The 22621-nt window shown below is 65.6% G+C and carries 19 protein-coding genes; 15 read left to right on the top strand and 4 right to left on the bottom strand.

Translation table 11 applies throughout. From position 1 onward, the window contains the following. Nucleotides 1-57 precede the first annotated feature (57 nt). Nucleotides 58-303: an RNA-binding S4 domain-containing protein gene (locus F0311_RS11990; RefSeq protein ID WP_150462171.1), complete on the bottom strand. Its 246-nt coding sequence runs from the start codon at nt 301-303 to the stop codon at nt 58-60. Nucleotides 304-432: 129 nt separating this feature from the next. Here F0311_RS11990 and F0311_RS11985 point away from each other — a divergent pair, with 129 nt between their 5' ends. The 6 genes from F0311_RS11985 (at nt 433) to F0311_RS11960 (ending at nt 10230) form a co-directional block, all read left to right on the top strand. Then, on the top strand, nt 433-1425 hold the full coding sequence (locus F0311_RS11985; protein ID WP_150462170.1) for a DMT family transporter: 993 nt from the start codon (nt 433-435) through the stop codon (nt 1423-1425). Between the two features lie 90 nt (nt 1426-1515). Continuing rightward, nucleotides 1516-2895, top strand: coding sequence for a glycine--tRNA ligase (locus F0311_RS11980; protein WP_150462169.1), 1380 nt, complete (start codon nt 1516-1518; stop codon nt 2893-2895). A gap of 180 nt (nt 2896-3075) precedes the next feature. Next, nucleotides 3076-4023: a GNAT family N-acetyltransferase gene (locus tag F0311_RS11975; protein ID WP_191089905.1), complete on the top strand. Its 948-nt coding sequence runs from the start codon at nt 3076-3078 to the stop codon at nt 4021-4023. A gap of 112 nt (nt 4024-4135) precedes the next feature. Further along, nucleotides 4136-5335 (top strand): tRNA dihydrouridine synthase DusB, encoded by a 1200-nt coding sequence (dusB, locus tag F0311_RS11970; protein WP_396897443.1) that lies wholly within the window; start codon nt 4136-4138, stop codon nt 5333-5335. A 10-nt stretch (nt 5336-5345) separates the two neighbouring features. Continuing rightward, on the top strand, nt 5346-8885 hold the full coding sequence (locus F0311_RS11965) for an ATP-binding cassette domain-containing protein (RefSeq protein WP_223881299.1): 3540 nt from the start codon (nt 5346-5348) through the stop codon (nt 8883-8885). A gap of 22 nt (nt 8886-8907) precedes the next feature. Further along, entirely contained in the window at nt 8908-10230 is a 1323-nt protein-coding gene (locus F0311_RS11960; protein WP_150462165.1) for a deoxyguanosinetriphosphate triphosphohydrolase, read from the top strand. Between the two features lie 4 nt (nt 10231-10234). Here the strand turns inward: F0311_RS11960 and F0311_RS11955 are convergent, their stop codons facing one another. After that, on the bottom strand, nt 10235-10732 hold the full coding sequence (locus tag F0311_RS11955) for an aminoacyl-tRNA deacylase (RefSeq protein ID WP_150462164.1): 498 nt from the start codon (nt 10730-10732) through the stop codon (nt 10235-10237). Nucleotides 10733-10860: 128 nt separating this feature from the next. Between F0311_RS11955 and F0311_RS11950 the strand changes: the two genes are divergently transcribed. From F0311_RS11950 to F0311_RS11920, 7 genes are all read left to right on the top strand, one after another. Next, a complete protein-coding gene (locus F0311_RS11950) occupies nt 10861-13539 on the top strand; it encodes a phosphoenolpyruvate carboxylase (RefSeq protein WP_150462163.1) in 2679 nt (892 codons plus the stop codon). Between the two features lie 179 nt (nt 13540-13718). Further along, the gene (locus tag F0311_RS11945) at nt 13719-15872 is read left to right on the top strand and encodes a prolyl oligopeptidase family serine peptidase (protein ID WP_150462162.1); all 2154 of its coding nucleotides are present in this window, start codon (nt 13719-13721) and stop codon (nt 15870-15872) included. 81 nt (nt 15873-15953) lie between these two features. After that, nucleotides 15954-16976, top strand: coding sequence for an ATP-binding cassette domain-containing protein (locus F0311_RS11940; protein ID WP_150462161.1), 1023 nt, complete (start codon nt 15954-15956; stop codon nt 16974-16976). Continuing rightward, nucleotides 16973-17950, top strand: coding sequence for an ABC transporter permease (locus tag F0311_RS11935; protein WP_150462160.1), 978 nt, complete (start codon nt 16973-16975; stop codon nt 17948-17950). Before F0311_RS11940 ends, F0311_RS11935 begins: the two co-directional genes overlap by 4 nt. 4 nt (nt 17951-17954) lie before the next feature. Next, nucleotides 17955-18881 (top strand): undecaprenyl-diphosphate phosphatase, encoded by a 927-nt coding sequence (locus tag F0311_RS11930; RefSeq protein ID WP_150462159.1) that lies wholly within the window; start codon nt 17955-17957, stop codon nt 18879-18881. A gap of 118 nt (nt 18882-18999) precedes the next feature. Next, nucleotides 19000-19326 (top strand): DivIVA domain-containing protein, encoded by a 327-nt coding sequence (locus tag F0311_RS11925; protein ID WP_223881326.1) that lies wholly within the window; start codon nt 19000-19002, stop codon nt 19324-19326. Between the two features lie 58 nt (nt 19327-19384). Further along, on the top strand, nt 19385-19555 hold the full coding sequence (locus F0311_RS11920; protein ID WP_084709788.1) for a DUF3117 domain-containing protein: 171 nt from the start codon (nt 19385-19387) through the stop codon (nt 19553-19555). A 189-nt stretch (nt 19556-19744) separates the two neighbouring features. Here F0311_RS11920 and F0311_RS11915 read toward each other — a convergent pair whose 3' ends face one another. Then, entirely contained in the window at nt 19745-20386 is a 642-nt protein-coding gene (locus F0311_RS11915) for an O-methyltransferase (RefSeq protein WP_150462157.1), read from the bottom strand. 96 nt (nt 20387-20482) lie between these two features. On the opposite strand from F0311_RS11915, the gene F0311_RS11910 reads away from it, so the two are divergent. After that, nucleotides 20483-21325: a hypothetical protein gene (locus F0311_RS11910; RefSeq protein ID WP_150462156.1), complete on the top strand. Its 843-nt coding sequence runs from the start codon at nt 20483-20485 to the stop codon at nt 21323-21325. 26 nt (nt 21326-21351) lie between these two features. Continuing rightward, on the top strand, nt 21352-21831 hold the full coding sequence (locus tag F0311_RS11905) for a Sec-independent protein translocase family protein (protein ID WP_150462155.1): 480 nt from the start codon (nt 21352-21354) through the stop codon (nt 21829-21831). 31 nt (nt 21832-21862) lie between these two features. Here F0311_RS11905 and F0311_RS11900 read toward each other — a convergent pair whose 3' ends face one another. Then, nucleotides 21863-22621, bottom strand: coding sequence for a sulfite exporter TauE/SafE family protein (locus F0311_RS11900; protein WP_191089903.1), 759 nt, complete (start codon nt 22619-22621; stop codon nt 21863-21865).

The raw sequence follows: 22621 nt of genomic DNA, 5'->3' as shown, positions 1-22621 counted from the left end.
TGAACCACAGAAATTCCTGATTGTTTTCCTGTTGCTCTGACCTGGAGCGATAAAGGGTCAGGAGTTATTTGTCAGGATGAGAGTGACTGATGGAAGTCCTATTTCCTGGCCGTTGAATTCAATTTTCTGCCCTGGATGCAGCTGTGCCCCACGGCGGGTCTCCACCGCACCGTCCACCAGAACGACGCCGCCTGCGATCACCTCGCGTGCCACCGCGCCGTTCTCCACCACCCCGGCCAGCTTCAGCAGTTGCCCCAGCCGAATGGACTCGTCCCGAATCGGCACCTCGATTGCTTGATTCATCCCTCCATCATTCCTTCCCTGAGCCTTGAGTGGAGAACCTGGCCGAAGTGCACACATTGTGGACTTATTAGTCTGCATTGTGGAATCTCATGCGAGTGCGGCCAGGGGTACGGGTCTACTCTTATCGGCATGACCCCCTCAGCCTCCGCCCCGGACCAGCCTGGGCGCTCAGCCGCCGCCTGGTTGGGTCTGCTGCTGGTCATGCTGATCTCCGGCAGCGCGATCCCGGCCCAGGGCCGGATCAACGCCGAGCTCTCCGAACAGACCCAGGACCCCTACCTGGCGGCATTCATCAGCTTCTTCATGGGACTTCTGGTGATGTGTCTGATCAGCTTCACGGTACCGGCGGGGCGCCGCGCCATCTCACGGGTCAGGCCCGCGTTCCGCTCCGGCACGGTCAGGGGCTGGTACCTGCTGGCTGGCTGCGCCGGAGGCTATTTCGTGCTGACCCAGACTCTGACTATCGGATTCATCGGGGTGGCAGTGTTCACCGTGGCCGTGGTCACCGGCCAGACCGTCGGCGGACTGCTCTGGGATCGCATCGGCCTGGGCCCGGCGGGCCGAAAGCGGATCAGCCCCATGCGCATGCTCGGGGCAGCCCTCACCGTGCTTGCAGTGCTCTGGGCGGTCTCCCCGCAGCTGAGCGGCAACGGGAGTCTCGTCTGGCTGTCACTGGTAATCCTGCCCTTCACCGGTGGTTTTCTGCAGGCCGGCCAGCAGGCGCTCAACGGACGCCAATCAGCCGCCTATAAGAGCCCGATCCCAGCCACCCTGTTCAACTTCGCGGCCGGATCAGCTCTGCTGCTGCTCATCTGGCTGGTCAAACTGCTGGCTGCCGGCGGAGTCCCCGGACAGTTGCCCACCACCTGGTGGTACTACACCGGCGGTCCCCTGGGTATCGTGTTCATCGCCCTGGGCGCACTGCTGGTCACCAAGGTCGGTGTGCTCATCGCCGCGATGGGTATGATCGCCGGCCAGTTGCTGGGCTCACTGCTGCTGGACCTGATCGTTCCCGCCCCAGGCTCAGTGGTGACCGCTGCCACTGTGATGGGTACCGCGATGACGCTGGTGGCCGTCGTCGTCGCCTCTTTGCCCGATCTCATGCGTGGTAAGGGCCGCTAGGGCGGTAAGCTGGCCTGCGTCGCGCCGCAGTGCGCGGCTGATAAGCACCTGCAAGCACTGCTGAATCACCCACGAGGAGCATCTGAGCCCATGGCCACCGAGACCACCGTCGACAAAGTCATCAACCTGGCCAAGCGCCGCGGCTTCGTCTTTCAGGCCGGTGAGATCTATGGCGGCTCCCGCTCGGCCTGGGACTATGGCCCGTTGGGCACTGAGCTGAAGGAGAACATCAAGGCTGAATGGTGGCAGACCTTCGTGCGTGGTCGCGGGGACATGGTCGGGTTGGACTCCTCGATCATTCTGCCCTCGGCGGTGTGGAAGGCTTCCGGGCATGTGGACACCTTCACCGATCCTCTGGTGGAGTGCCTGCAGTGCCATAAGCGGCACCGTGAGGACCATCTCATCGAGGGGTTTGAGGCAAAGAAGGGCCGGGCGCCCGAGGGCGGCCTGGCCGAGGTGCCCTGCCCGGACTGCGGCACCAAGGGCAAGTACACCGAGCCCCGGGAGTTCTCTGGGCTGGTCAAGACCTACCTGGGCGTGGTGGAGGACGAGTCCGGACTGCACTACCTGCGTCCGGAGACCGCCCAGGGCATCTTCACCAACTTTGCCAATGTGGTCACCACCGCACGGCGCAAGCCGCCTTTCGGCATCGGGCAGATCGGCAAGTCCTTCCGGAATGAGATCACCCCGGGCAACTTCATCTTCCGGACTCGCGAGTTCGAACAGATGGAGATCGAATTCTTCGTGCCGCCCGCCGATGCTTCGGGTTGGTTCGACCAGTGGGTCGCCGATTGCGAGAACTGGTTCTACAACCTCGGTATCGACCCCGGCAATATTCGCCGGTTCGACGTCCCGGACGGAGAGCGGGCCCACTACTCGGCACGCACGATCGACTTGGAGTACCGCTTCGGCTTTCCCGGAGGGGAATGGGGCGAGCTGATGGGCATCGCCAACCGCACCGACTTCGACCTGAAAACCCATATCGAGCATTCCGGCAAGGACCTCAGCTACTTCGACCAGGCCAGCGAATCCCGGTACGTGCCCTACGTCATCGAACCCGCCTTCGGGCTGACCCGCTCGATGATGGCCTTCCTGGTGGACGCCTACGCCGAGGACGAGGCGCCCAACACCAAGGGCGGTACGGATGTGCGCACCGTGCTGAAGCTGCACCCCAAGCTGGCTCCGGTGAAGGCCGCAGTGCTGCCGCTGTCGAAGAAGGCTGAGCTGGCCGAGCCCGCCAGCAGGCTGGCTGACGAGCTGCGTAAGCACTGGAACATCGATTACGACGACGCCGGGGCCATTGGTCGCCGCTACCGCCGGCAGGACGAGATAGGCACCCCCTTCTGCATCACCTTTGACTTCGACACCCTGGAGGACCAGGCCGCAACCGTCAGGGACCGTGATCAGATGCGTCAAGAGCGTGTCGCTCTTGACCAGATCGATAGCTACCTTGCTGAACGGTTGCGCTAAGAGAGGCGGTCAGGTGCCCGCGGCGGATCTGCCGTGGTGGGGGATCGCCGAACGCAAATCCGCGACCGGAATCAGATGACACAGGAGCGGTTGAGCCTCGACCAGGTGCAGAGCTATTTGGCGACCCGGCTCGGATAGCTTTGCGCTGATCAGCTGTTGGGTTTACGCTAGCCTGCGATGTTGCCGACAGCGCCTGCGGGCCAACCAACACTAATACTCGACTCCGGCCTGACCGTCCGGCCCTGGGCCGAGGGGGATGATCTCAGACTCCTGGAAGTCTGGGGTGATCCGGAGAACCCGATGCATCACCGGGACCGTGGCCTGCTGGGGCCTTCCTCCAACGATCCATGGTCTCGCTGCATCGTGGCCGAGGACGCCAATGTTCCGGTGGCCGCTGCCATGATCTTCCGCTCCTCCCTGCACCCAGACCGGCTTTCCTTCTACGTGGAGGTGGCCCCGGAGCACCGCCGTAAAGGGGTGGCCGCTCAGCTGCTGGACATTCTGGAGGCGGAGATTCCCAACTGTGCGGTGCAGAGCCTCAAGGCCCGCTGCGCCAAGGGCTCAGCCGCCCAGTGCTTCCTGAAGGACAACGGCTTCCGCAAGATCCAGCACTCCCGCGAGGTGCTCATCCAGCCGGGCAGCCTCCCAGTGCCTGATGTGGAGAACCTCCCTGTGGACCTGGAGGAGATCGCCACCGGGTCAGTGGAGCTCACCCAGCTGGTGGTTGACTTCTACAACGCGGTGCACACCTGGGACCGTGCGGAGATGACCATCGGGCGAGCCCAGCAGATGCTGCTCTCCCCAGAATCAGGTGCCGCGGGCGCCGTCGTGCTCCGCTCCACCGCCCAGGAGAGCGAGAATCCGATCCTGGCCTTCGCGGTCAGCTACACACCCGAGCGCACCGATGCGCCGGCCGATGTGCTCATCGGCTGGGTTCCTTCGCTCAGCGAGGAGTCAGCCGAGCAGGTCGTTCGTCAGCTGCTCGGACTGGTCGCCGCCCGGTACCCGGTCTCTGTGGAAGTCGATGACGCCATGGTGCCGCTGAAGCGCATCACCGACGCCCTGGCTGAGCAGGACGAGGCTGAGATCGACTTCGAAGCGCTCATCTACGCCCGCGACGCCGCCTGACCCTCACAAACACACCACGCTTTCACGCCTACACCCACTTATAACCCGGTGTAGATGAGAAAACGCGGTGTCTTCTTGACGCCAACTGGACAATAGAACTGTGACTGAGACTCTGGAACGACCGGCAGCCGCAGCTGGGGAGCACGACGACGCCCCCGGCACAGCACTGCTCCCGGCGCTGAAACTGGGGCCCATCACTGTAGACACCCCGGTGGTGCTCGCCCCGATGGCCGGGATCACCAACACCGCCTTCCGCCGTCTGTGCCGGGAGTACGGCGGCGGACTCTACGTCAACGAGATGGTCACCGCCCGCGCCCTGGTGGAGCGCCGCCCGGAGTCCCTGCGGATCATCAAGCACGAGCCCGATGAGGTGCCGCGATCGGTGCAGCTGTACTCCGTGGACCCGGTCACCACCGGCCATGCGGTGCGGATACTGGTGGAGGAGGACCGGGCCGACCATATCGATCTGAACTTCGGCTGCCCGGTGCCCAAGGTCACCCGCAAGGGCGGTGGCTCCGCCCTGCCCTGGAAGATCCGGCTCTTCGAGTCCATTGTGGCCACTGCTGTGCGCGAGGCTGCCCGCGGCGGCATCCCGGTGACGGTCAAGATGCGCAAAGGAATCGACGAGGATCACCTGACCTACCTCGAGGCCGGCAAAGTGGCCCGGGATTCCGGTGTGGTGGCTGTAGCCCTGCACGGCCGCACCGCCCGTCAGCACTACTCCGGGCAGGCGGATTGGGACGCGATCAGACGGCTGCGTGACTCCCTGCCCGATCTGCCGGTGCTGGGCAACGGAGACATCTGGAGTGCTGAGGACGCCGTGGCGATGGTGGAGCAGACCGGGGTGGACGGCGTCGTCGTCGGCCGTGGGTGCCAGGGCCGGCCGTGGCTGTTCGGTGATCTCCAGTCTGCGTTCGAGGGTCGGGAAGACCGTCACCGCCCGGGGGTGAGCATGGTGTGTTCGACCCTGCTGCGGCACGCTCAGATGCTCATCCCCTACTTCGACGGCGACGAGCCCAAAGCCATGCAGGATATCCGCAAGCATGTGGCCTGGTACTTCAAGGGCTACCCAGTGGGTGCGGCACTGCGCACCCAGCTGGTCACCGTGGAGTCACTGGCCCAGTTGGAGGACCTGCTCGGCCGGCTCGACAGAAGCATCGGCTACCCCGGGGCCGACGCCGAGGGGCCCCGCGGCCGTGCCGGCTCACCCAAGAAGGTCCACCTCCCCGAGGATTGGCTGGCCTCCCAGGAGCTCAATGAGGGCCAGCGCCAGATGATCCAAGCCGCTGAGGTGGATACTTCAGGGGGTTAGGATTGATCGGGTGCCCACTCCGGTCCACTCCTCACCTTCGGCCTCGCGCAGTATCACGTGGCGGCGGCTTGCCGAGCCTGTCAGCGGCCTTGCCGTTGCTGCGCTCGCTCTGGCGATGCTCGCCCAATCCCTGGCCACAGTGGTCTCAGGGCAGCTGGCCGAAGCGCCGACGCTCGGCGGCGTGGTGCTGCTCGGCTCCCTGATCATCGGCGCTGCGATCATCCAGGTGGCTGCCCAGGTCAGCTGGGCCGGCGTTGTCGACCGGGCCGCCGGCACGCTGCGCCGAGACCTGCTGGACGCCGCCTTCGCACAGCCGCTGAGCGTGCTCAGCGAACAGGCTGTTGGGGAGATCCTGGACCGGGTCGACGACGACACTAATGCGATCAACAACCTGATGCGCCAACAGTTCTGGGCCATGATGGGCACCGTGCTTGGCGCGCTGCCGCTGTGGATCATCGCCGGGCTGATGTGGTGGCCGGCCTGGCTGATCATGCCTGCACTGGTGGCGGCCAACCTCTTGTTCGTGCGCCCGCTGTTCGCCGTGATAGCGGCCCGCAAAGTAGTCAATGAACAGTCCTGGACCGACCACGCCGCAGCCTTCGAGGAAGTGGTCGCCGCCCGTGACGACCTGCGCACCTCAGGAGGTCAGGCCTTCGGACTGCGCCGGGTGACCGAGCTGGCCGCCGGCATCCATCGCAGCTTCGGGAGGATGGTCACCAAAGAGTCCGAGCTGATCTTCCGGTCCCAAACAATGCTCCAGGCGCTGTTCGCTGGGCTGCTGGTGGCCGGGGTGGCGCTGGTCACCGCCGAACAGCTGGCCCTGCCGCAGCTGATCACCCTGGTGCTGGCCACCACACTGCTGATCGGACGGGTCGGCGAGCTGATCAATCAGCTGCCCCAGCTGCAGGAGGGGCTCGGTGCGATCACCCGGGTCAGACAGCTGATGGCGGCCAGCGCCGAGCCCGAGGAAGGCCACCACCCTGCCCAGAGCAGTGCCCTGGAGATTACCGATCTCAACTTCTCCTACAGCGAGGGCTCTTTCGCCCTGCAGGAGGTTTCGATCAGCGTCCCCGAGGGCGAGACCCTGGCTCTGGTCGGCCGTACCGGCTCCGGAAAGTCTACCCTTGCCTCGTTCATCTCGCGGGCCGTGGAGCCGCCGCCCGGCACAGTGTTTCTCGGCGGCATCGACGTCACCGAAATGGACCTGCACCAGCTGCGCGCCACCGTCGGTGTGGTCACCCAGCGCACCGAACTGCTGGCCGGCACCCTGGCCGAAAATATCGCTCTGTTCGCACCGATCCCGCGGGATCGGATTCAGGCTGCCGTCGAGGAGCTGGGGCTGGCCGAATGGGTGGCCCGGCTGCCCGATGGTATGGACACCCTGCTCGGCCCGGGCGGGGTGATGCTCTCCGCTGGTGAGCAGCAGCTGGTGGCCTTCGCCCGGCTGCTGGTCCGTGAGGTCGGCGTCGTCGTGCTTGACGAGGCCACTGCCCGGATGGATCCGCAGACCGAGTCGAGGGTGGTACGCGCCTCCCGGCGGCTGCTGACCGGACGCACCGGTGTGCTGATTGCGCACCGGCTGAGCACTATCGAGCGTGCTGAGCACGTTGCTGTGCTGGAGAGCGGACGGGTCATCCAGCAGGGCAGCTATACTGCACTGGCCGGGCAGCCTGGTCCGTTCCGGGAGCTGATCGAGGCTTCCAAGGAGCACCACGGGTTCGTGGATGAGGAGCCGGCCGAAACACCGGCAGCAGCTGAGCTGGTGAGCACCGACACCGCCGCCACGGACACTGTGGTCAAGGGCACCGTATCGATCGGCGGGGTACGACGCCGCACCGAGCCGCCTGTCCAGGCCGAGCCGCCCAAGGGGCCGAGCCTGACCCGGGCCGTACTCAGCGCCTTCGGCACCAAACCCGGCTGGGGCGCATTCGGACTGTTCCTGTTCTTCCTGATGGCCGCGCTATCCCCGCAGGGACTGATCACCAACTGGCTCTGGGGCCTGACTGTGGATGCGCTGGCCACCGGGCAGGACGGCGTCTGGCCGCTGGTCATCCTGATCGCAGCCATTGCGGTGCTGGCGATGCCGATGATCTTCGGCTTCGCGGTCAACCTGTACCCGCGCTGGTGGACGCTCTGCCTGACCCGGCACCGCAGCCGGGTGTTGGCTGGTCAGCTGGACGAACCCCGGCTGGAAGCCACCCCGCCCGGGGAGGTGGTGGCCCGGGCGATGGACGGTGACCGCATCCAGGACTACGCCGACCGATGGGGCGATATCGGTTCGGCGGTCATCATTGTGCTGCTCTCGGTGCTGCTCTCGGGCAGTTGGCTGGTCGGTGCGGTGTTGGCCAGCGTGCTGATCGGTTCGGCACTGGCCTGCTGGGGCGGACGCCCTGTGGCAGGCCGCAGCGCCACACGAGCAGCCGATGCGCGGGCGACCTACGGCCGGGTGCTGGTCTCCGCGATGGATGCCGCCCGCACAGTGAAGCTGGCCGCTGCGACAGATGACGTGCGCGGCCACCTCAACCAGGTGGATGCCCGGCGGGTGACCGCCCAGATCAGCGAGCACCGGGTGCAGGCGGTCCTGGACGGCGTGCCGGGAATCGTCATCGCCAGCGGGGTGACCTTCTCCTGGGCGATGTTCTTCACCGGCACCTGGGATCTGGCCACCACTATCCTTACCTCCGGCAGCGTTCTCGGCTTCACCTGGTACGGGCTGTGCGCCGGCTCGGTGGTCACCAAAGCGCCGGGGGTTCGCGCCTGGCAGCTGGCCACCCAGCGGCTGGCCGGTGGGCAGAGCCTCTACCGGCCCATCACTGGCGTTGATGAGGTGGCAGGTCAGGCACCTGCCCCTGAGCCGGAGCCGCAGGAAGCACTGCAGAGCCTTCGGCTGAAGGGTCTGACTGCTGTGCACACTGACGGGACCCTCGGTGTGCAGGAGGTTGATCTCCAGGTGGCCAAGGGCGAACTGGTGCTGCTGCTCGGCGGTATCGGTTCCGGCAAGTCCAGTCTGCTGGCCAGCCTGGCCGGACTGGTCCCGCACACCGGGCAGATCCTCTTCAACGATGCCCCGGTTGATGCTGAGACGTTCCTGCGCCCGCAGCGCTTCGCCTATATCGCTCAGGTGCCGCGGGTGCTCTCCGGCACCTTCGACGAGAACATCCGGCTGGATCGGGACCGGCAGACTGATGAGCCGGTCCGGATCGCCCGGCTGGAGCAGGACATCACTGCCGCAGGTGGTCTGCACGCAGCGGTCGGCCACCGGGGCGTGCGGCTCTCCGGCGGACAGGTGCAGCGGCTGGCCACTGCCCGGGCGCTGGCCACCGACTCCGAGGTGCTGTTGGCCGACGACGTCTCCAGCGCCCTGGATGCGGCCACCGAGCTTGAACTGTGGCAAGCACTGCGTGAGAAGGGGATCACGGTGATCGGGTCCACGTCCAAGCGCAGTGCGCTGGCCAGGGCGGACCGCGTGGTGGTCCTGGAGTCCGGACGCGTTGCCGCCAGCGGTCCCTGGCGACAACTGGCCCCAGCCTGGTCCCACCTGGCAGGCTGAGCGGCTTAGATAGGCTGGAGTCATGAATGTGCGGAACGTCGAGCGTCTCGAGGGGCAGTATGCAGCCCTGGCCCCGGGATACACCGAGGCCGATGAGGACCGCTGGGTGCCCGAGCACGGCAAATCCGTCTACCGCTCATCCTTCGAACGTGACCGTGCCCGACTGCTGCACTCCTCTGCGCTGCGCCGGCTGGGCGCCAAGACCCAGGTGGTCGCGCCCTCCAATGACGACTTCTCCCGCACCCGGCTCACCCACTCCCTGGAGGTCGCCCAGGTCGGGCGGGAACTGGGCCGGATGCTCGGCTGCGACCCCGATGTGGTCGATGCCGCCTGCCTCTCCCACGACCTGGGACACCCGCCGTTCGGCCACCACGGGGAGAAGGTGCTCAACGACCTGGCCGAAGACATCGGCGGCTTCGAGGGCAACGCCCAGACCCTGCGGATCCTGGCCCGGTTGGAGACCAAGCGCTTCCACCCCGACGGCCGCTCCGCCGGACTCAACCTCACCCGTGCCAGTCTGGACGCCGCAGTCAAATACCCCTGGCGTGCCCACCAGGCCCCGCTGAAGCCCGACGGAACCCGCAGCCAGAAGTTCGGCGCCTATGAGGATGACCTCGAGGTGTTCTTCTGGATGCGCCGGGGCGTGGAGGGGACACGGAAGTCCATGGAAGCCCAGGTGATGGACGCCGCCGATGACATCGCCTACTCCGTGCATGATGTGGAGGACGGCATTGTCAACGGCCGCTTCCAGCTGAAGTTCCTCACCGATCCGGTCCAGCGGGCCAGGGTCATCCAGACCACCCAGGAGTGGTACCTGCCCGGGACCCCCGAGGACCGGGTCGCCGCCGCCATCGCCCGCCTGGAGGCGGCCGAGAACTGGGTGCTGGAGTCCGATGGCTCGCGCCGAGCCCTGGCCGCACTGAAAAACATGACCTCTGAGCTGATCGGTCGGTTCTGCCACGCCTTCTGGTCTGCCACCAGGGAGACCCACGGGGATAAGCCGCTGGTGCGCCACGAGGCAGATCTGGTGATCCCGGAGGAGACCCTGGATGAGATCTGCGTGATGAAGGGCATCGCCGCCCACTACATCATGGCCTCCCGTGAGCAGTTGCCGGTCTACGCCCGCCAGACCGAGGTGCTGCGAGCCCTGCACGGACTGCTGGCAGAGACCGGGGACCGGTTCCTGGAGCCGCCCTTCCAGGCGGACTTCCGGGCAGCGGACGATGACGCCGGCCGCCATCGTGCCCTCATCGATCAGATCGCCTCACTGACCGACGGCGCCTGCCTGGAGTGGTATGCCACCCTGGTCAAGGGCCAGCCGGTGAGCAGCGCCCTGTTTGCGTAGGCACTTATTTGGCGATGTCGCCGGTGGTGACCTCGAATGCCTCGAACAGCTCGGCCGCCTCAACGAACAGGTTGCGGTCCGGCTCTCCGGCGCCCAAGCAGACCCGGCCGGTGATGGACTCATCGGCGTAGACCGGCCACCGGGTGCCGTCGGCGGCTTGGGCACCGAAGGGGTTGATGGTCCCGGGACGGTAACCGGTGGCGTCGCACCCTTCCTCAGGGGAAGCCATGGAGAGCTTCTTCATCCCCGCCAGCCTGCGCAGCTTGGCCCAGTCCACCTGCTTGTCCCCAGGTATCAGCACGATCAGATAGCTGTGCTCGGTGGCAGTCTGGGTCACCTTGGCCTTGGCCACCAGGGTCTTGACGATCTCCCGAGGCTCCAGCCCTAAGTTCGCCGCGGCCTCCTGAAGCGACTCGGCGGGCCCTCGGTCCACAAACTCGATGCTCACTCCGCAGGCCCGGGCATCGGCGGCCACCCGCTTACGTCCTGCCAGTTCACTCATAGGGCACCACTTTAAACGTGCTAGGGACGGTTCCGGTGCTCGGTTCGCTGATAACGTGAGGGCAACTGCACGTCAGAGCGGGACAATGGGGTCTTACCGCTACCGTCACCACGGGAGGAGTCCCCACCATGTCTGAGCCCAGCACTGCCCACGACCATTCCCGCCGTGCCGCTGAGCACGAGGTTCCCGATGCCATGCGCCGGGATGTGGGCCTGCTCGGCGAACTGCTCGGCACTGTGCTGAAGGAGTACGGCTCAGCGGGGCTCTACGAGGATGTGGAGAGACTGCGCGCCCTGACCATCGCCGCGGTGGGGGATGAGTCCGAGGAGACCCTGGCTCAGGCTGAGGAGTTCGTGGAGGGACTCAGCCCGGAGCGGGCCAAGGAGATGGCGCGGGCGTTCACCTGCTACTTCCTGCTGGCCAACCTGGCCGAGGAGCAGCACCGGGTCCGCACTCTGCGTACCCGTGACGGGGAGCTGCCTCTTCAGCAGCAGAAGCCCTCCGACTCGGTGGCCGCAGCCTTCACCCACCTGGCTGAGGAAATCGGCCAGCGCGAGGCGCAGCGTCGGCTCAAAGAGCTGCGCTTCCACCCGGTGCTCACCGCCCATCCGACCGAGGCTCGGCGCAACGCCATCACCGCCAGTGTGCGGCGGATCGGATACTTGCTGGACCAGCGTGACGACCCGCGGATGGGTCCGGCGGCTCAGGCCCGCAACACCAGGGAGCTGACCGAAGAGATCGACAATATGTGGCGCACCGCCCAGCTGAGAGTCTCCAATCCCTCACCGCTGGATGAAGTCCGTACCGCCCTGGGGGTCTTCGAGTCCTCCTTCTCCACAGTATTCACTGAGGCCTACCGCCGGATGGACGACTGGCTGCAGGGGGAAGCTGCCGGCCGGACAGCCCCCAAAGCACCGGCCTTCATCCGCCTGGGTTCGTGGATTGCTGGTGACCGCGACGGCAATCCGAATGTCACTGCCTCGGTCACCCGACAGGCTGTGGCACAGGCCGCGGACAGGGTTCTGGGCAACCTGGAAGAACGTACCCGCACCGTGGGGCTCTCACTGACCCTGGACGACCGCTACACAACACCCGACGGCGCCCTGACGGCCCTATGGAATCGGCAGAAGCAGCTCTCAGAGGAACTCACCGAGCGTGCCGCACGGCACTCTCCGCGGGAGCCGCACCGGCAGGTGCTGTTGGCCATCGCAGGACGGGTCTCTGCCACCCGGGCCCGCGATGCAGACCTGGCTTACCGGGTTCCGGAGGAGCTGGTGGCGGATCTGCGCACTGTGCAGGACTCTCTGGTGGCGGCCGGTGCCCTCCGGGTCGCCTACGGGGACCTGCAGGAACTGATCTGGCAGGTGGAGACCTTTGGCTTTCACCTGGCTGAGCTAGAGGTGCGTCAGCACTCCGCTGTCCACACCCGCACCCTGCAATGGCTGGAGGATCCAGGCTCTGCGGAGAAGATGACAGTACCCGGTGAGGAGGTGCTGGAGACCTTCCGTACCATCGCCGCCCTGCAGGCTCGTTACGGGGTCAACGCGGCCCGGCGCTACATCGTCTCCTTCACCCAGTCCGCGCAGAACCTGGCGGATGTCTATGTACTGGCCGAGAAGGCCCTCGACGGAGCGGTAGATGCCCCGGTGTTGGACGTTATCCCGCTGTTCGAGACCTACGATGACCTGCAGAACGCTCCGCGGATCCTCGAAGAGGCTCTGCAGAACACGCACCTGCAGAAACGGCTGGAGGAGACCGGCCGCCGCATGGAGGTGATGCTCGGCTACTCCGACTCATCCAAGGACGTCGGGCCGGTGGCCGCCACCCTGGCGCTCTATCAAGCCCAGGAGAAGATTGCCGCCTGGGCCGTGGAGAACAATATCCAGCTCACCCAGTTCCACGGCCGCGGCGGGGCACTGGGCCGCGGCGGCGGACCGGCCAACCGTGCCATCTTGGCTCAGCCGCCGCACTCGGTGGACCTGCGGTTCAAGGTCACCGAGCAGGGCGAGGTGATTGACGCCCGCTACGGCAACCCTGAGATCGCCCTGCGGCATATTGAGCAGGTGGCCGCAGCTACACTGATGGCCTCTGCCCCTTCTACGGAGAAGCGGAACGCCGCAGCCGCAGAGAAGTTCGCCGGCCTAGCTCACAAGCTCGACGATGCCTCCCGGGCACGGTTCCACAGCCTGATCAAAGCGGAGGGCTTCGCCCCCTGGTTCGCCCAGGTGACGCCCCAGGATGAGATCGGACTGCTGGCCATCGGTTCCCGGCCGGCTAAGCGTGGACTCTCGGTGGAATCCCTGGAGGATCTGCGCGCCATCCCCTGGAACTTCGCCTGGGGGCAGGCCAGGACCAACCTCACCGGCTGGTACGGGCTGGGCACTGCGCTGGAGGCAGTCGGGGATCTCGACCTGCTGAAGCGGGCCTACGCCGAGTGGCCGCTGTTCGCCGCGATGATCGACAACATTGAGATGTCGCTGGCCAAGACTGACCGGCGGATCGCCCGGCGCTACCTGGGTCTGGGAGACAAGCCGGAGCTGGCCGCCGCAGTGCTCGAGGAGCTCGACCTCACCGAGAAATGGGTGCTGGCCATCACCGGCCAAGACCGCCTGCTGGCTGACCACCGGGTGCTCGGCCGCGCCGTTCAGCTGCGCAATCCTTATGTGGATGCACTCAGCCTCATCCAGCTGCGCGCCCTGAAGAAGCTCCGCTCCGGCAATCTCTCCGAGGATGAGATCCAGGACCCCCGCAACCTCCTCTTGATTACCCTGAAAGGCGTTGCAGCGGGCCTTCAGAATACTGGCTGAGCAACCTCCCTGACATGGCCCGTAAGATGCTGACTCATTTCACGGGTCCCTGCTGTCAGGGTCCGCGTGCGGGCACTTGAGCTGCGCTCACTTCAGTTGCTGGCCTGACCGGGCTCGCTTCCTTCGGTTCCCTTGCTCAGCACTCCGCACAGAGCCGCTTGGGTTGTAGGGTTGAGGCCATGACTCAGCGTGTGATCGACCCATCCAATGACCCACACATCTGGCTCGAGGAAGTAGCGGGGGAGGACGCGCTGACCTGGGTCAAGGCGCGCAACGCCACAGCTGAGCAGAAGCTGCAGGACGAGCAGTTCGCACCCCTGAAGGACTCCCTGCGCCAGATCCTGGATGCCTCCGACCGCATCCCCGGGATCACCAAGCGCGGCGACTGGTTCTACAACTTCTGGACGGACGCCGAGCACCCCCAGGGCATCTGGCGGCGCACCACTCTGGGGTCCTATAAGACTGACAGCCCGGAATGGGAGATCCTCCTCGATCTCGACGCCCTCTCCGAACAGGAGGGCACCACCTGGGTCTGGCATGGCGCCTCCGTGCTGCGTCCCGAGCAGGCCAGTGATGAGATACCCGGCTACTCCCGCGCGCTGATCGACCTCTCGCCCGGAGGCTCAGACGCCGATGTCACCCGTGAATTCGACCTCAACACCAGAGCATTCATCGAACCCCAAGACGGGGGTTTCTACCGCCCTCAGGGCAAAGGCGGACTGAGCTGGATCGACGCGGACACCGTCTACGCCGCCACCGACCAGGCCAGTCCCACTGAAGAGATCCCCGTCACCACCTCTGGCTACCCGCGCATCGCCCGCCGCTGGGTCCGCGGCACCGACCTGCTGGACGCCGAGCCGATCATCTCAGTGGCTGAGGACGACATGGTCGCCTCCGCAGGCTATGACTCCACTGCCGGCTATGAGCGCCATGTGGCCGTCCGGGTGCTGGGCTTCTACGACTCTGAGACCTACCTCATCGAGTACACCGAGGACGATGAACCTCACCTGAGGCTCATCGACGTACCCACTGATGTCCGGGTCGGGTTCCATCGAGACCTCATCTTCTTCGCCCCGCGCACTGAGGCGAGTGTGGGCGGCGTCGTCCTCCCCGGCGGCAGTCTCTATGTCACCGACGCCGAGAAGTTCCTCAACGGTGACCAGCCTGAGCTGACCCCGCTGTTCACCCCCACCGAGTCCAGCTCGCTGCAGGGCATCACCGCTACTAGGAACCTCTTCGCGCTGACCGTGATGGAGGATGTGGTCGAGCATGTGGAAGCCCATTGGAGGAACGACGCCGCCTGGCAGTCCCAGCGGGTGCTCACCGGGATCACCGGGTCCCTGTCTGTGGGGGCCTTCGACTCGCGTGAGTCCGATGACATCTGGATCACCGCCAATGACTTCCTGACCCCGACCACCAGGCACCTCGGTTCGCTGGGACCTCTGCTGGAGAGCGGAGAGGAGACATACGAGCAGATCAAACAGGCCCCAGAGCGGTTCGATGCCGATGGCCTGGCCGCTGTTCAGCGCTTTGCACTCAGCGAGGACGGCATCCGGATCCCCTACTTTCTGATCGGTCCGGCTGAGACCGTGCAGGCCGCCGCCGACGGAGCCCCGAGGGAAGCCAATGCCGGCCCAGAACCACGACCGACCGTCCTCTACGGCTACGGCGGGTTCGAGATCAGCCAGACCCCCAACTATCTTTCCCTGGTCGGCAAGGCCTGGCTGGAGGCCGGGGGAGTCTTCGCCCTGGCGAACATCCGCGGGGGAGGGGAGTACGGTCCGCGCTGGCACCAGGCGGCACTGAAGCAGAACCGGAACAAGGCCTATGAGGACTTCGCGGCGGTAGCCCGGGACCTGGTCTCATCCGGGATCACCACCAAGGAGCAGCTGGCCTGCCGTGGTGGCTCAAACGGCGGGCTGCTCACCGGAAACATGCTCACCCAGTACCCGGACCTGTTCGGGGCGGTGGTCATCCAGGTGCCTCTGCTGGACATGAGGCGCTACGCCAAGCTGCTGGCCGGTGCCTCCTGGCGCGCCGAGTACGGCGACCCGGAGACTGATGACTGGGAGTTCATCCAGAGCTTCAGCCCCTACCACCTGCTGGATGCGAGCACCGAGTACCCGCCGGTGCTGCTGACCACCTCCACCAAGGACGACCGGGTGCATCCTGGCCACGCCCGCAAGATGACCGCAGCTCTGGAAGGCATCAACGCGGATGTCACCTACTGGGAGAACACCCAGGGCGGTCACGGCGGCGCAGCCAACCCCGAGCAGCAGGCCATCATGAACGCCCTCATCCACCGTTGGCTCGCCCAGCAACTCGGCCTGTAATAAGCTGGACGGCTGCTCAGCATACGGATCATCAGGCGGTAGGATGAGCCGGGCACCCCTTCCATCTGCTGAGAGGCATCTGTGTCCCCATCCCCCTATGCTGTCGAGGCTCATGGCCTCGTCAAGAAGTTCGGTGACAACACCGCCGTCGACGGCGTGGACCTCACCATCCCGCGCGGCGGCATCTACGGCGTGCTCGGCCCCAATGGTGCCGGTAAGACCACCACGATCCGGATGCTGGCCACTCTGCTGCGCCCGGACGCCGGAGAGGCCCTGGTGCTCGGCCACGATGTCTACTCCGAGCCGAAGGTCATCCGTGAGCAGATCGCCCTGACCGGCCAGTTCGCCTCACTAGATGAGGATCTCACCGGGATCGAGAACCTGATCCTGCTGGGCCGGCTGCTCGGCTTCAACAAGCAGGCTGCCCGGTCCCGCGGCCTGGACCTGCTGGAGGCCTTCGGGCTCTCCGAGGCCGCCGACCGACAAGTCAAGAAGTACTCCGGAGGTATGCGCCGCCGCCTGGACATCGCCGGATCCCTGATCGTCACCCCCGAGCTGATGTTCCTGGATGAGCCGACCACCGGCATCGACCCCCGCAGCCGCAACCAGGTCTGGGACATCATCCGCACCCTGGTCGCCGGAGGCACCACCATCCTACTGACCACTCAGTACCTGGAGGAGGCCGACCAGCTGGCCGACCGGATCGCGGTGATCGACCACGGCCGGGTGATCGCCGAAGGCACACCGGGTCAGCTGAAGTCCCAGGTCGGCGCCGGCGCGCTGAAAGTCCGCGTGGTGGACCCGGTGCAGCGCGAAGAGGCCGCTGCGGTGCTGGAACGCACAGTGGGCGGCGTCGTCGTCCGCGAGAAGGACTCCGCGGCTCTATCCGCCCGGTTGGGCGAAGACGCCAGCGCATCCCCCTCGCTGGCCGCCCTGGAGGAGGCCGGGATCGCAGTGGAGACCTTCAGCTTCGGTCAGCCCAGCCTGGATGAGGTGTTCCTGGCCCTGACCGGCAAGCCGACAGAGGCAGAAGACAACAACGATGCTAACAACGACGGCAGATCCACTGCCGCCGCCGCGGCCGGGTCAGGAGGAGCAGCATGAGCAGGGAGACCGAAACCACTGCGGTGAGGCAGGAGCATGGCGACTTGCCGGCTTCAGGCGCGGATGTGGAGCATTCGGGCGGGCCACGTCAGGGAACGGCGGGATACGCACCAGCCGTCGAGACCAGCACTGAGGCCGGACGTATTCGCAGCGTTCTGCTGCCGGCCGAGCAGCGTCCCACCCCCTCCGGGGCGCTCTCCGGCTCCATCACCTTCGGCTGGCGCGCCATGCTGAAGATTAAGCACATCCCCATGCAGCTCTTCGACGTGACCATCTTCCCGATCATGATGACCGTCATGTTCACGCTGATCTTCGGCGGCGCGATGGGTGCGGTGGTCTCCGGGTCCGGTGAGACCGGCGGAGCGGCGATCAGCGAATACGTGCAGTTCTTCATCCCCGGTATCTTTGTGCAGACCCTGATCATGATCACCATGTACACCGGTCTGACCCTGAACAAGGACATCTCCAAGGGCATCTTCGACCGATTCCGCTCCCTGCCCACCTGGCGGCCCGCTCAGCTGGTCGGCGCACTGCTGGGTGACCAGGTCCGCTACACACTGGCCGGAACCATCATCCTCACCGTGGGCTTCATCGTCGGCTTCCGCCCGGACGGCGGGGTCGCCGGGGTGCTGGCCGGCTTCGCCCTGCTGCTGGTGTTCAGCTTCTGCCTCTCCTGGGTGTGGACCATGGTCAGCCTGCTGATGCCCACTGAGGAAGCAGTGATGGGGGTCTCGATGACCCTGATCTTCCCGCTGACCTTCGCCTCGAACATCTTTGTGCCCACCGCTACCATGCCCAGCTGGCTGCAGCCGGTGGTGGACGCCAACCCGGTCTCCGTGCTGGTCACCGCGGTCCGCGAGCTGATGGATGGCACCTACGACGCCGCCAGCCTCGGTTTGGTCGCCCTCTACTGCGGGTTTCTGGTGGTAGTGTTCGCTCCGATCTCGATGTACCTCTACAACCGGAAGTCCTGAGCAGTTGACTCTGTGGGAAGCTGTGCTCCTGGGCGCGATCCAGGGGCTGTTCATGTTCATCCCGGTGAGCTCCTCATCGCATCTGGTGATCGCCGAGCACTGGCTGGTGGACACCGGCTCTGCAATCCCTGCCCCGGACAGCCCGGAGATGATCTTCTTCAACCTGGTGGTCCACTTGGGCACTATGGTCTCGGTGGTCGTGGTGATGTGGAAGCCGCTGATCCGCCTGCTGCACGGCACCGTGCGGGAGATCGGCTGGCTGGTCAAGCGGCGAAGCTTCCGGCACCTGATCCACCTGAAGCTCATGCTGCTGGGCGTGATCGTGGTGGGCATCACCGGAGTGTTGGGCCTGGTCATCCGCGAATACGGCACCGAGGTCTTCGCCACCCCCTGGATGGTGGCGGTGCTGCTGTTCATCACTGCAGGCATCCTCTGGTGGACCGACTCGGTGACCAACACCTGGCGGGGCGCGGCCCAGATGACCATCTGGGTGGCAGTGGTGATCGGGCTGGCCCAGGCCATCGCCCTGTTCCCCGGCATCTCGCGTTCCGGGATCACTATTGCTGCGGCCCTGATGCTGGGCATGCACCGGCGGATCGCCGCGCAGTTCAGCTTCTTCGTGGCGATCCCCACCATCGTCTCAGCCACCGCGGTGCAGTCGCGCAGCCTGATCGGCCATCAGGGCGGGTTCAGCATTGGGGCTGAGGCCTACTGGATGGCGTTCATCGTGGCCGCCGTGGTCGGAGCCTTCGCCCTATGGCTGGTGCTCACCCTGCTCTACCGGGCGCGATTCCGGATCTTCGCGGTCTACGTAGTGGCCTTTGGCATCTTCATCCTCATCTTCCAGCCGGACTTGTCCGACCCGCCCCCGGTCGATGAGACCCCTATCCACGAGGATCAGGACCCCGAGGCCCAGCCCTCCCGACGCTGAGCGCCGTCTTTTTTCGTCGAGTGCATGATTTGGGTAGCAATTCGGGCTCAGGATCGCTCAAACTACTGCTCAAATCATGCACTCAAGGCTGTGGGGAAGCACGTAGGGTGGAGCTGTGATGTGGTTATTCGTGATCGCAGTGGTGGGACTCGGCGTCGTCGTGGTGCTGCTGGTGGGCGCCTGGGACGGTGAACCCGCCCCGCGTGAGGAGTCCCCGGCAGCGCTCCCTGACCCAGTCGATGAGCTGCTCGCCGAGGCCGGGGATTCGGGACTGACCGCAGCCCACCTGGAGCAGGTAGAGTTCGACGCCGCCCCCCGCGGCTACCGGATGGAGCAGGTGGACAAGCTGCTGGGCGCCCTCACCGAACAGCTGCGCCAGGCCCAGGCTGAGCGTTCAGCGGGGCAGACCGGTGACCGTGACCGTGATGACATTGCCGCTCAGTGAGGGATAATAGGGGTGTTAACCCTGATAATCGGCACAACTACGGAAGAGGGATAGCCCGATGGCTGCTATGAAACCGCGTACTGGCGACGGTCCGATGGAAGTCACTCAGGAGGGGCGCAGCCTCATTATGCGTGTGCCGATCGACGGCGGCGGCCGTCTGGTGCTGGAGATCAACAACGAGGAAGCCGAATCGCTCAAGCAGTGTCTGATCGAAGCAGTGGGCGAGTAAACGGCCTGCTACGGGCACCTCGCGGCGCTCAGCTCGGCCGTTGGCCCAAGGCGTCTGCTCCCTGACAGGGCTTGCACAAACTGACATGGTCCGCACAAAGGCACTGCGCTTGCACAGTCTCCCAATGTCAGGTGTCCCGCATTCCTCGCCAGGCATTCCGTATCGAACCGTTTACGGTCAATACCTGCGCTAGAGTTTCACGGCAGTGAGCAGACCGGTGCCGGTGGGAAACAGGGCGCTGACCACGGCGCGGTTCTTCCGCAGCGCCGCTTCCACCTGTCGCATCGCCTGCGTGGAAGGCTCACGCACTGCGGGCCTGGGGACACGGTCGCCGTCCAGGGCATCATTGACCACCAGCAGCCCGCCGGAGTGCAGCAGCCGCAGCCCCTGCTCCGCAAACCCGGGAACATCCTGGGCTTCCGCCTCAATGAACACCATGTCGTAGCCTCCGGAGGTCAGCCGGGGCAGCATCTGATCGGCCTTGCCGGTGATCAGCCGGGTGCGTGCCGAAGCCGTACCATGTGCCTGCAGCAGCTGGCGGGCAGCGCTGACACAGTCTGAACTGGCATCGATGCCGGTGAGCACCGCGTCCTGGGCCGACCCGCGCAGCAGCGCAGCAGCACCAAGCCCGGTGCCCAGGCCGATGCAGACCACAGCGCGGGCCGAAGCAGCGGCCGCCAGCACGGTCAGCGCAGCAGCGGTTCCCTCCGCAAGCGGCTGCACGCCGAGATCAGCGCCCAGTGCGGCGGCATGCTCCACCAGCTCATCTGGACCAGCATGTTCCTCGGCATAGGCCCAGCTGGCGTACTTGATCTTGTCCGGCGATGTCATGAGTGAACTATAGCGCCCCGCTCGTCAGGTCACGGGGACAAGGATTCCCAGCCAAAAATAAGGATACTTTCAGCAACTCCGGGCAGACTAGCCGGGATGCCCCGCACAATCAGCAGCACCCCCCGCGGATCGCGTACGCCCGGCCGAGTCAGTCTCAGCTGGGTTATCGCTGTATTCGGGGCATCTTTCGCACTGGTGGCCTGCATCATCCTTGGCGCGGCCTGGGTGCTCGGCGGCCGGGCCGCTCCCACTACTCCCACCGTCACCGAGCTGCTTCCTCCCGAACCCCGGCAGAGTCCCAATGTCACTGCCGACAGCGAGGTGGCCACCGTCTCTGCCCTGCATGCTCCGGCCGGGACAGATGAAGAATACCTAGTGGGTGAAGCTGCCGCCATCCTGCCCGGGGCGCTGAAGAGCACTGAGGTCAAGGAACTGCCGGTGGACCGGATCAGCGACCTCAAGCCGCTGGGCTGGGCTGTGCCCTACCTGGACCGGGAAGGCTTCCAGCACGACTACGTGGAGACCAGCTCAGTCGAGAGCGTCCGCACCATCCAGGTGCGCCTGACCGACGGCACCTCCTTCATCAATGTGGCAGAGACCCGCCCCGAGGCCGAGAAGGTGGAGCTCTACCCGCTGCATGAGAAGCTGCACTCTGTGGTGAACCTGGATGCGGTGACCGCTGAGACCCTGGAGCTGACCACCGGCCAAGAGGCTACCCTGTACCGCGAGGAGGAGGCGGAGACCTGGACCACCGCTGTAGAGACCTCCAGCGTCCAGTACGTCATCACCTCCAGCCTGCCCCACCACCGAGCCTCAGAAATCACCTCCTGGGTGATGATCACTGATCGCTCCCGGGTTCAGCTGGCCCCTAATGTGCCCGGCCCCGCTGACCGTCTGGAGCGCGGCTTCGACGAGATCTTCGGCTGGTTCGCCGACTAGCCCCGGCGGCCGGGTAGAGTTTCCCTGTGCCCGGCATCAACTTCTACGAGTTCCTCATACTCATAGTCCTGGCCCTGGTGCTCTTGGGGCCGGAACGGCTGCCCACCTATGCCCAGACCCTGGCCCGCTGGGTCAGGCGCGCCCGCAGCTGGGCTGATGACGCCAAGGTGAGGTTCAGGGAGGAGACCGGTACTGACTTCGACGAAGTGGACTGGCAGAAGTACGACCCCCGCCAGTACGATCCGCGCCGGATCATCAGGGAGGCCTTGGCCGAGGATTACGATGAGGCTAAGGCTGCGGTGGGCAGTGTCAAGAAAGCTGTGGACCCCGTGGAATTATTTGGTGGAGCCGGCTCACAGCAGACTGCCAAAAGCGGGGGCGCCTTGGCCGCAGGGGTGGCCGGGTCGGCCGCAGCTGGGACTACTGTGACAGGGCAACAGACAGACAACGACGACGCCGACCCCCTGACCACTGCTCCGGCACCCTACGACTCCGAAGCTACCTGAGACGGGCAGGCGGCGTCGTACGCTGAGCAGCTCAGCTGATGAACACGCCGATACCCATGCCCAGGGCGAGTACCCCGCCCAGCAGAGCCACCAAGGTCACTGTACGGCGCAGCCAGGATTCGTTCATATGCCGCTGGAACCACTCTCCGGCATACATGCCGGCTACGATCGCCACCACTGAGCCGGGCCAGGCCCACCAGGGAAGTGCCGGCAGCTGGCCATCATCCATGGCCCATTTAGTGCCGAAGGAAACCACCGAGACCACTATCCACAGTGGTTGAACAGTGGCGACCATCGCCGGAATCGACCAGCGGGAGAGCGCCGTGTAGATCGCAGTGGCCGGTGCTCCTACGGCAGCCAGCACTGTTCCGGTGCCCACCGCCGCACCGGTGGTGATCCGGGTGAGCGGCCCATCGAGCTTGAGCCGGATCCGGTGCACCACCAATGAGAGCAGGATTCCGAAGATCACCAGGGACCCCACTGCTATATAGAGCACTCCCTCATGCGCTCGGACTGAGACCCAGGCTGCAGGAGGCATGACAGCGATCGCCGGAATCAGAAGCCACAGCAGCCGCTTCCACTCGACGGCCCGCCAGGTCCGCCACAGTACGAAGGCCGGTGCGAAGATGGCTAGGAAGTTGGACAGCATAACCCCTTCATGTGCCCCGATCAGCAGCACCACGAACGGTGACAGAATCAACCCGAAGCCTGAGCCGGTGACCCGCTGCACCACGGAGGTAGCGAAGACGACCGCAAGGATCGACAGCGAGATCCACCCCAGTGCTGCCAC

It is taken from the genome of Nesterenkonia ebinurensis, assembly GCF_008711175.1.
GTDB classification, from domain to species: domain Bacteria; phylum Actinomycetota; class Actinomycetes; order Actinomycetales; family Micrococcaceae; genus Nesterenkonia; species Nesterenkonia ebinurensis.
The sequence above is the reverse complement of the archived record's forward strand: the minus strand, read 5'-3'. Positions and strand labels throughout refer to the sequence as shown.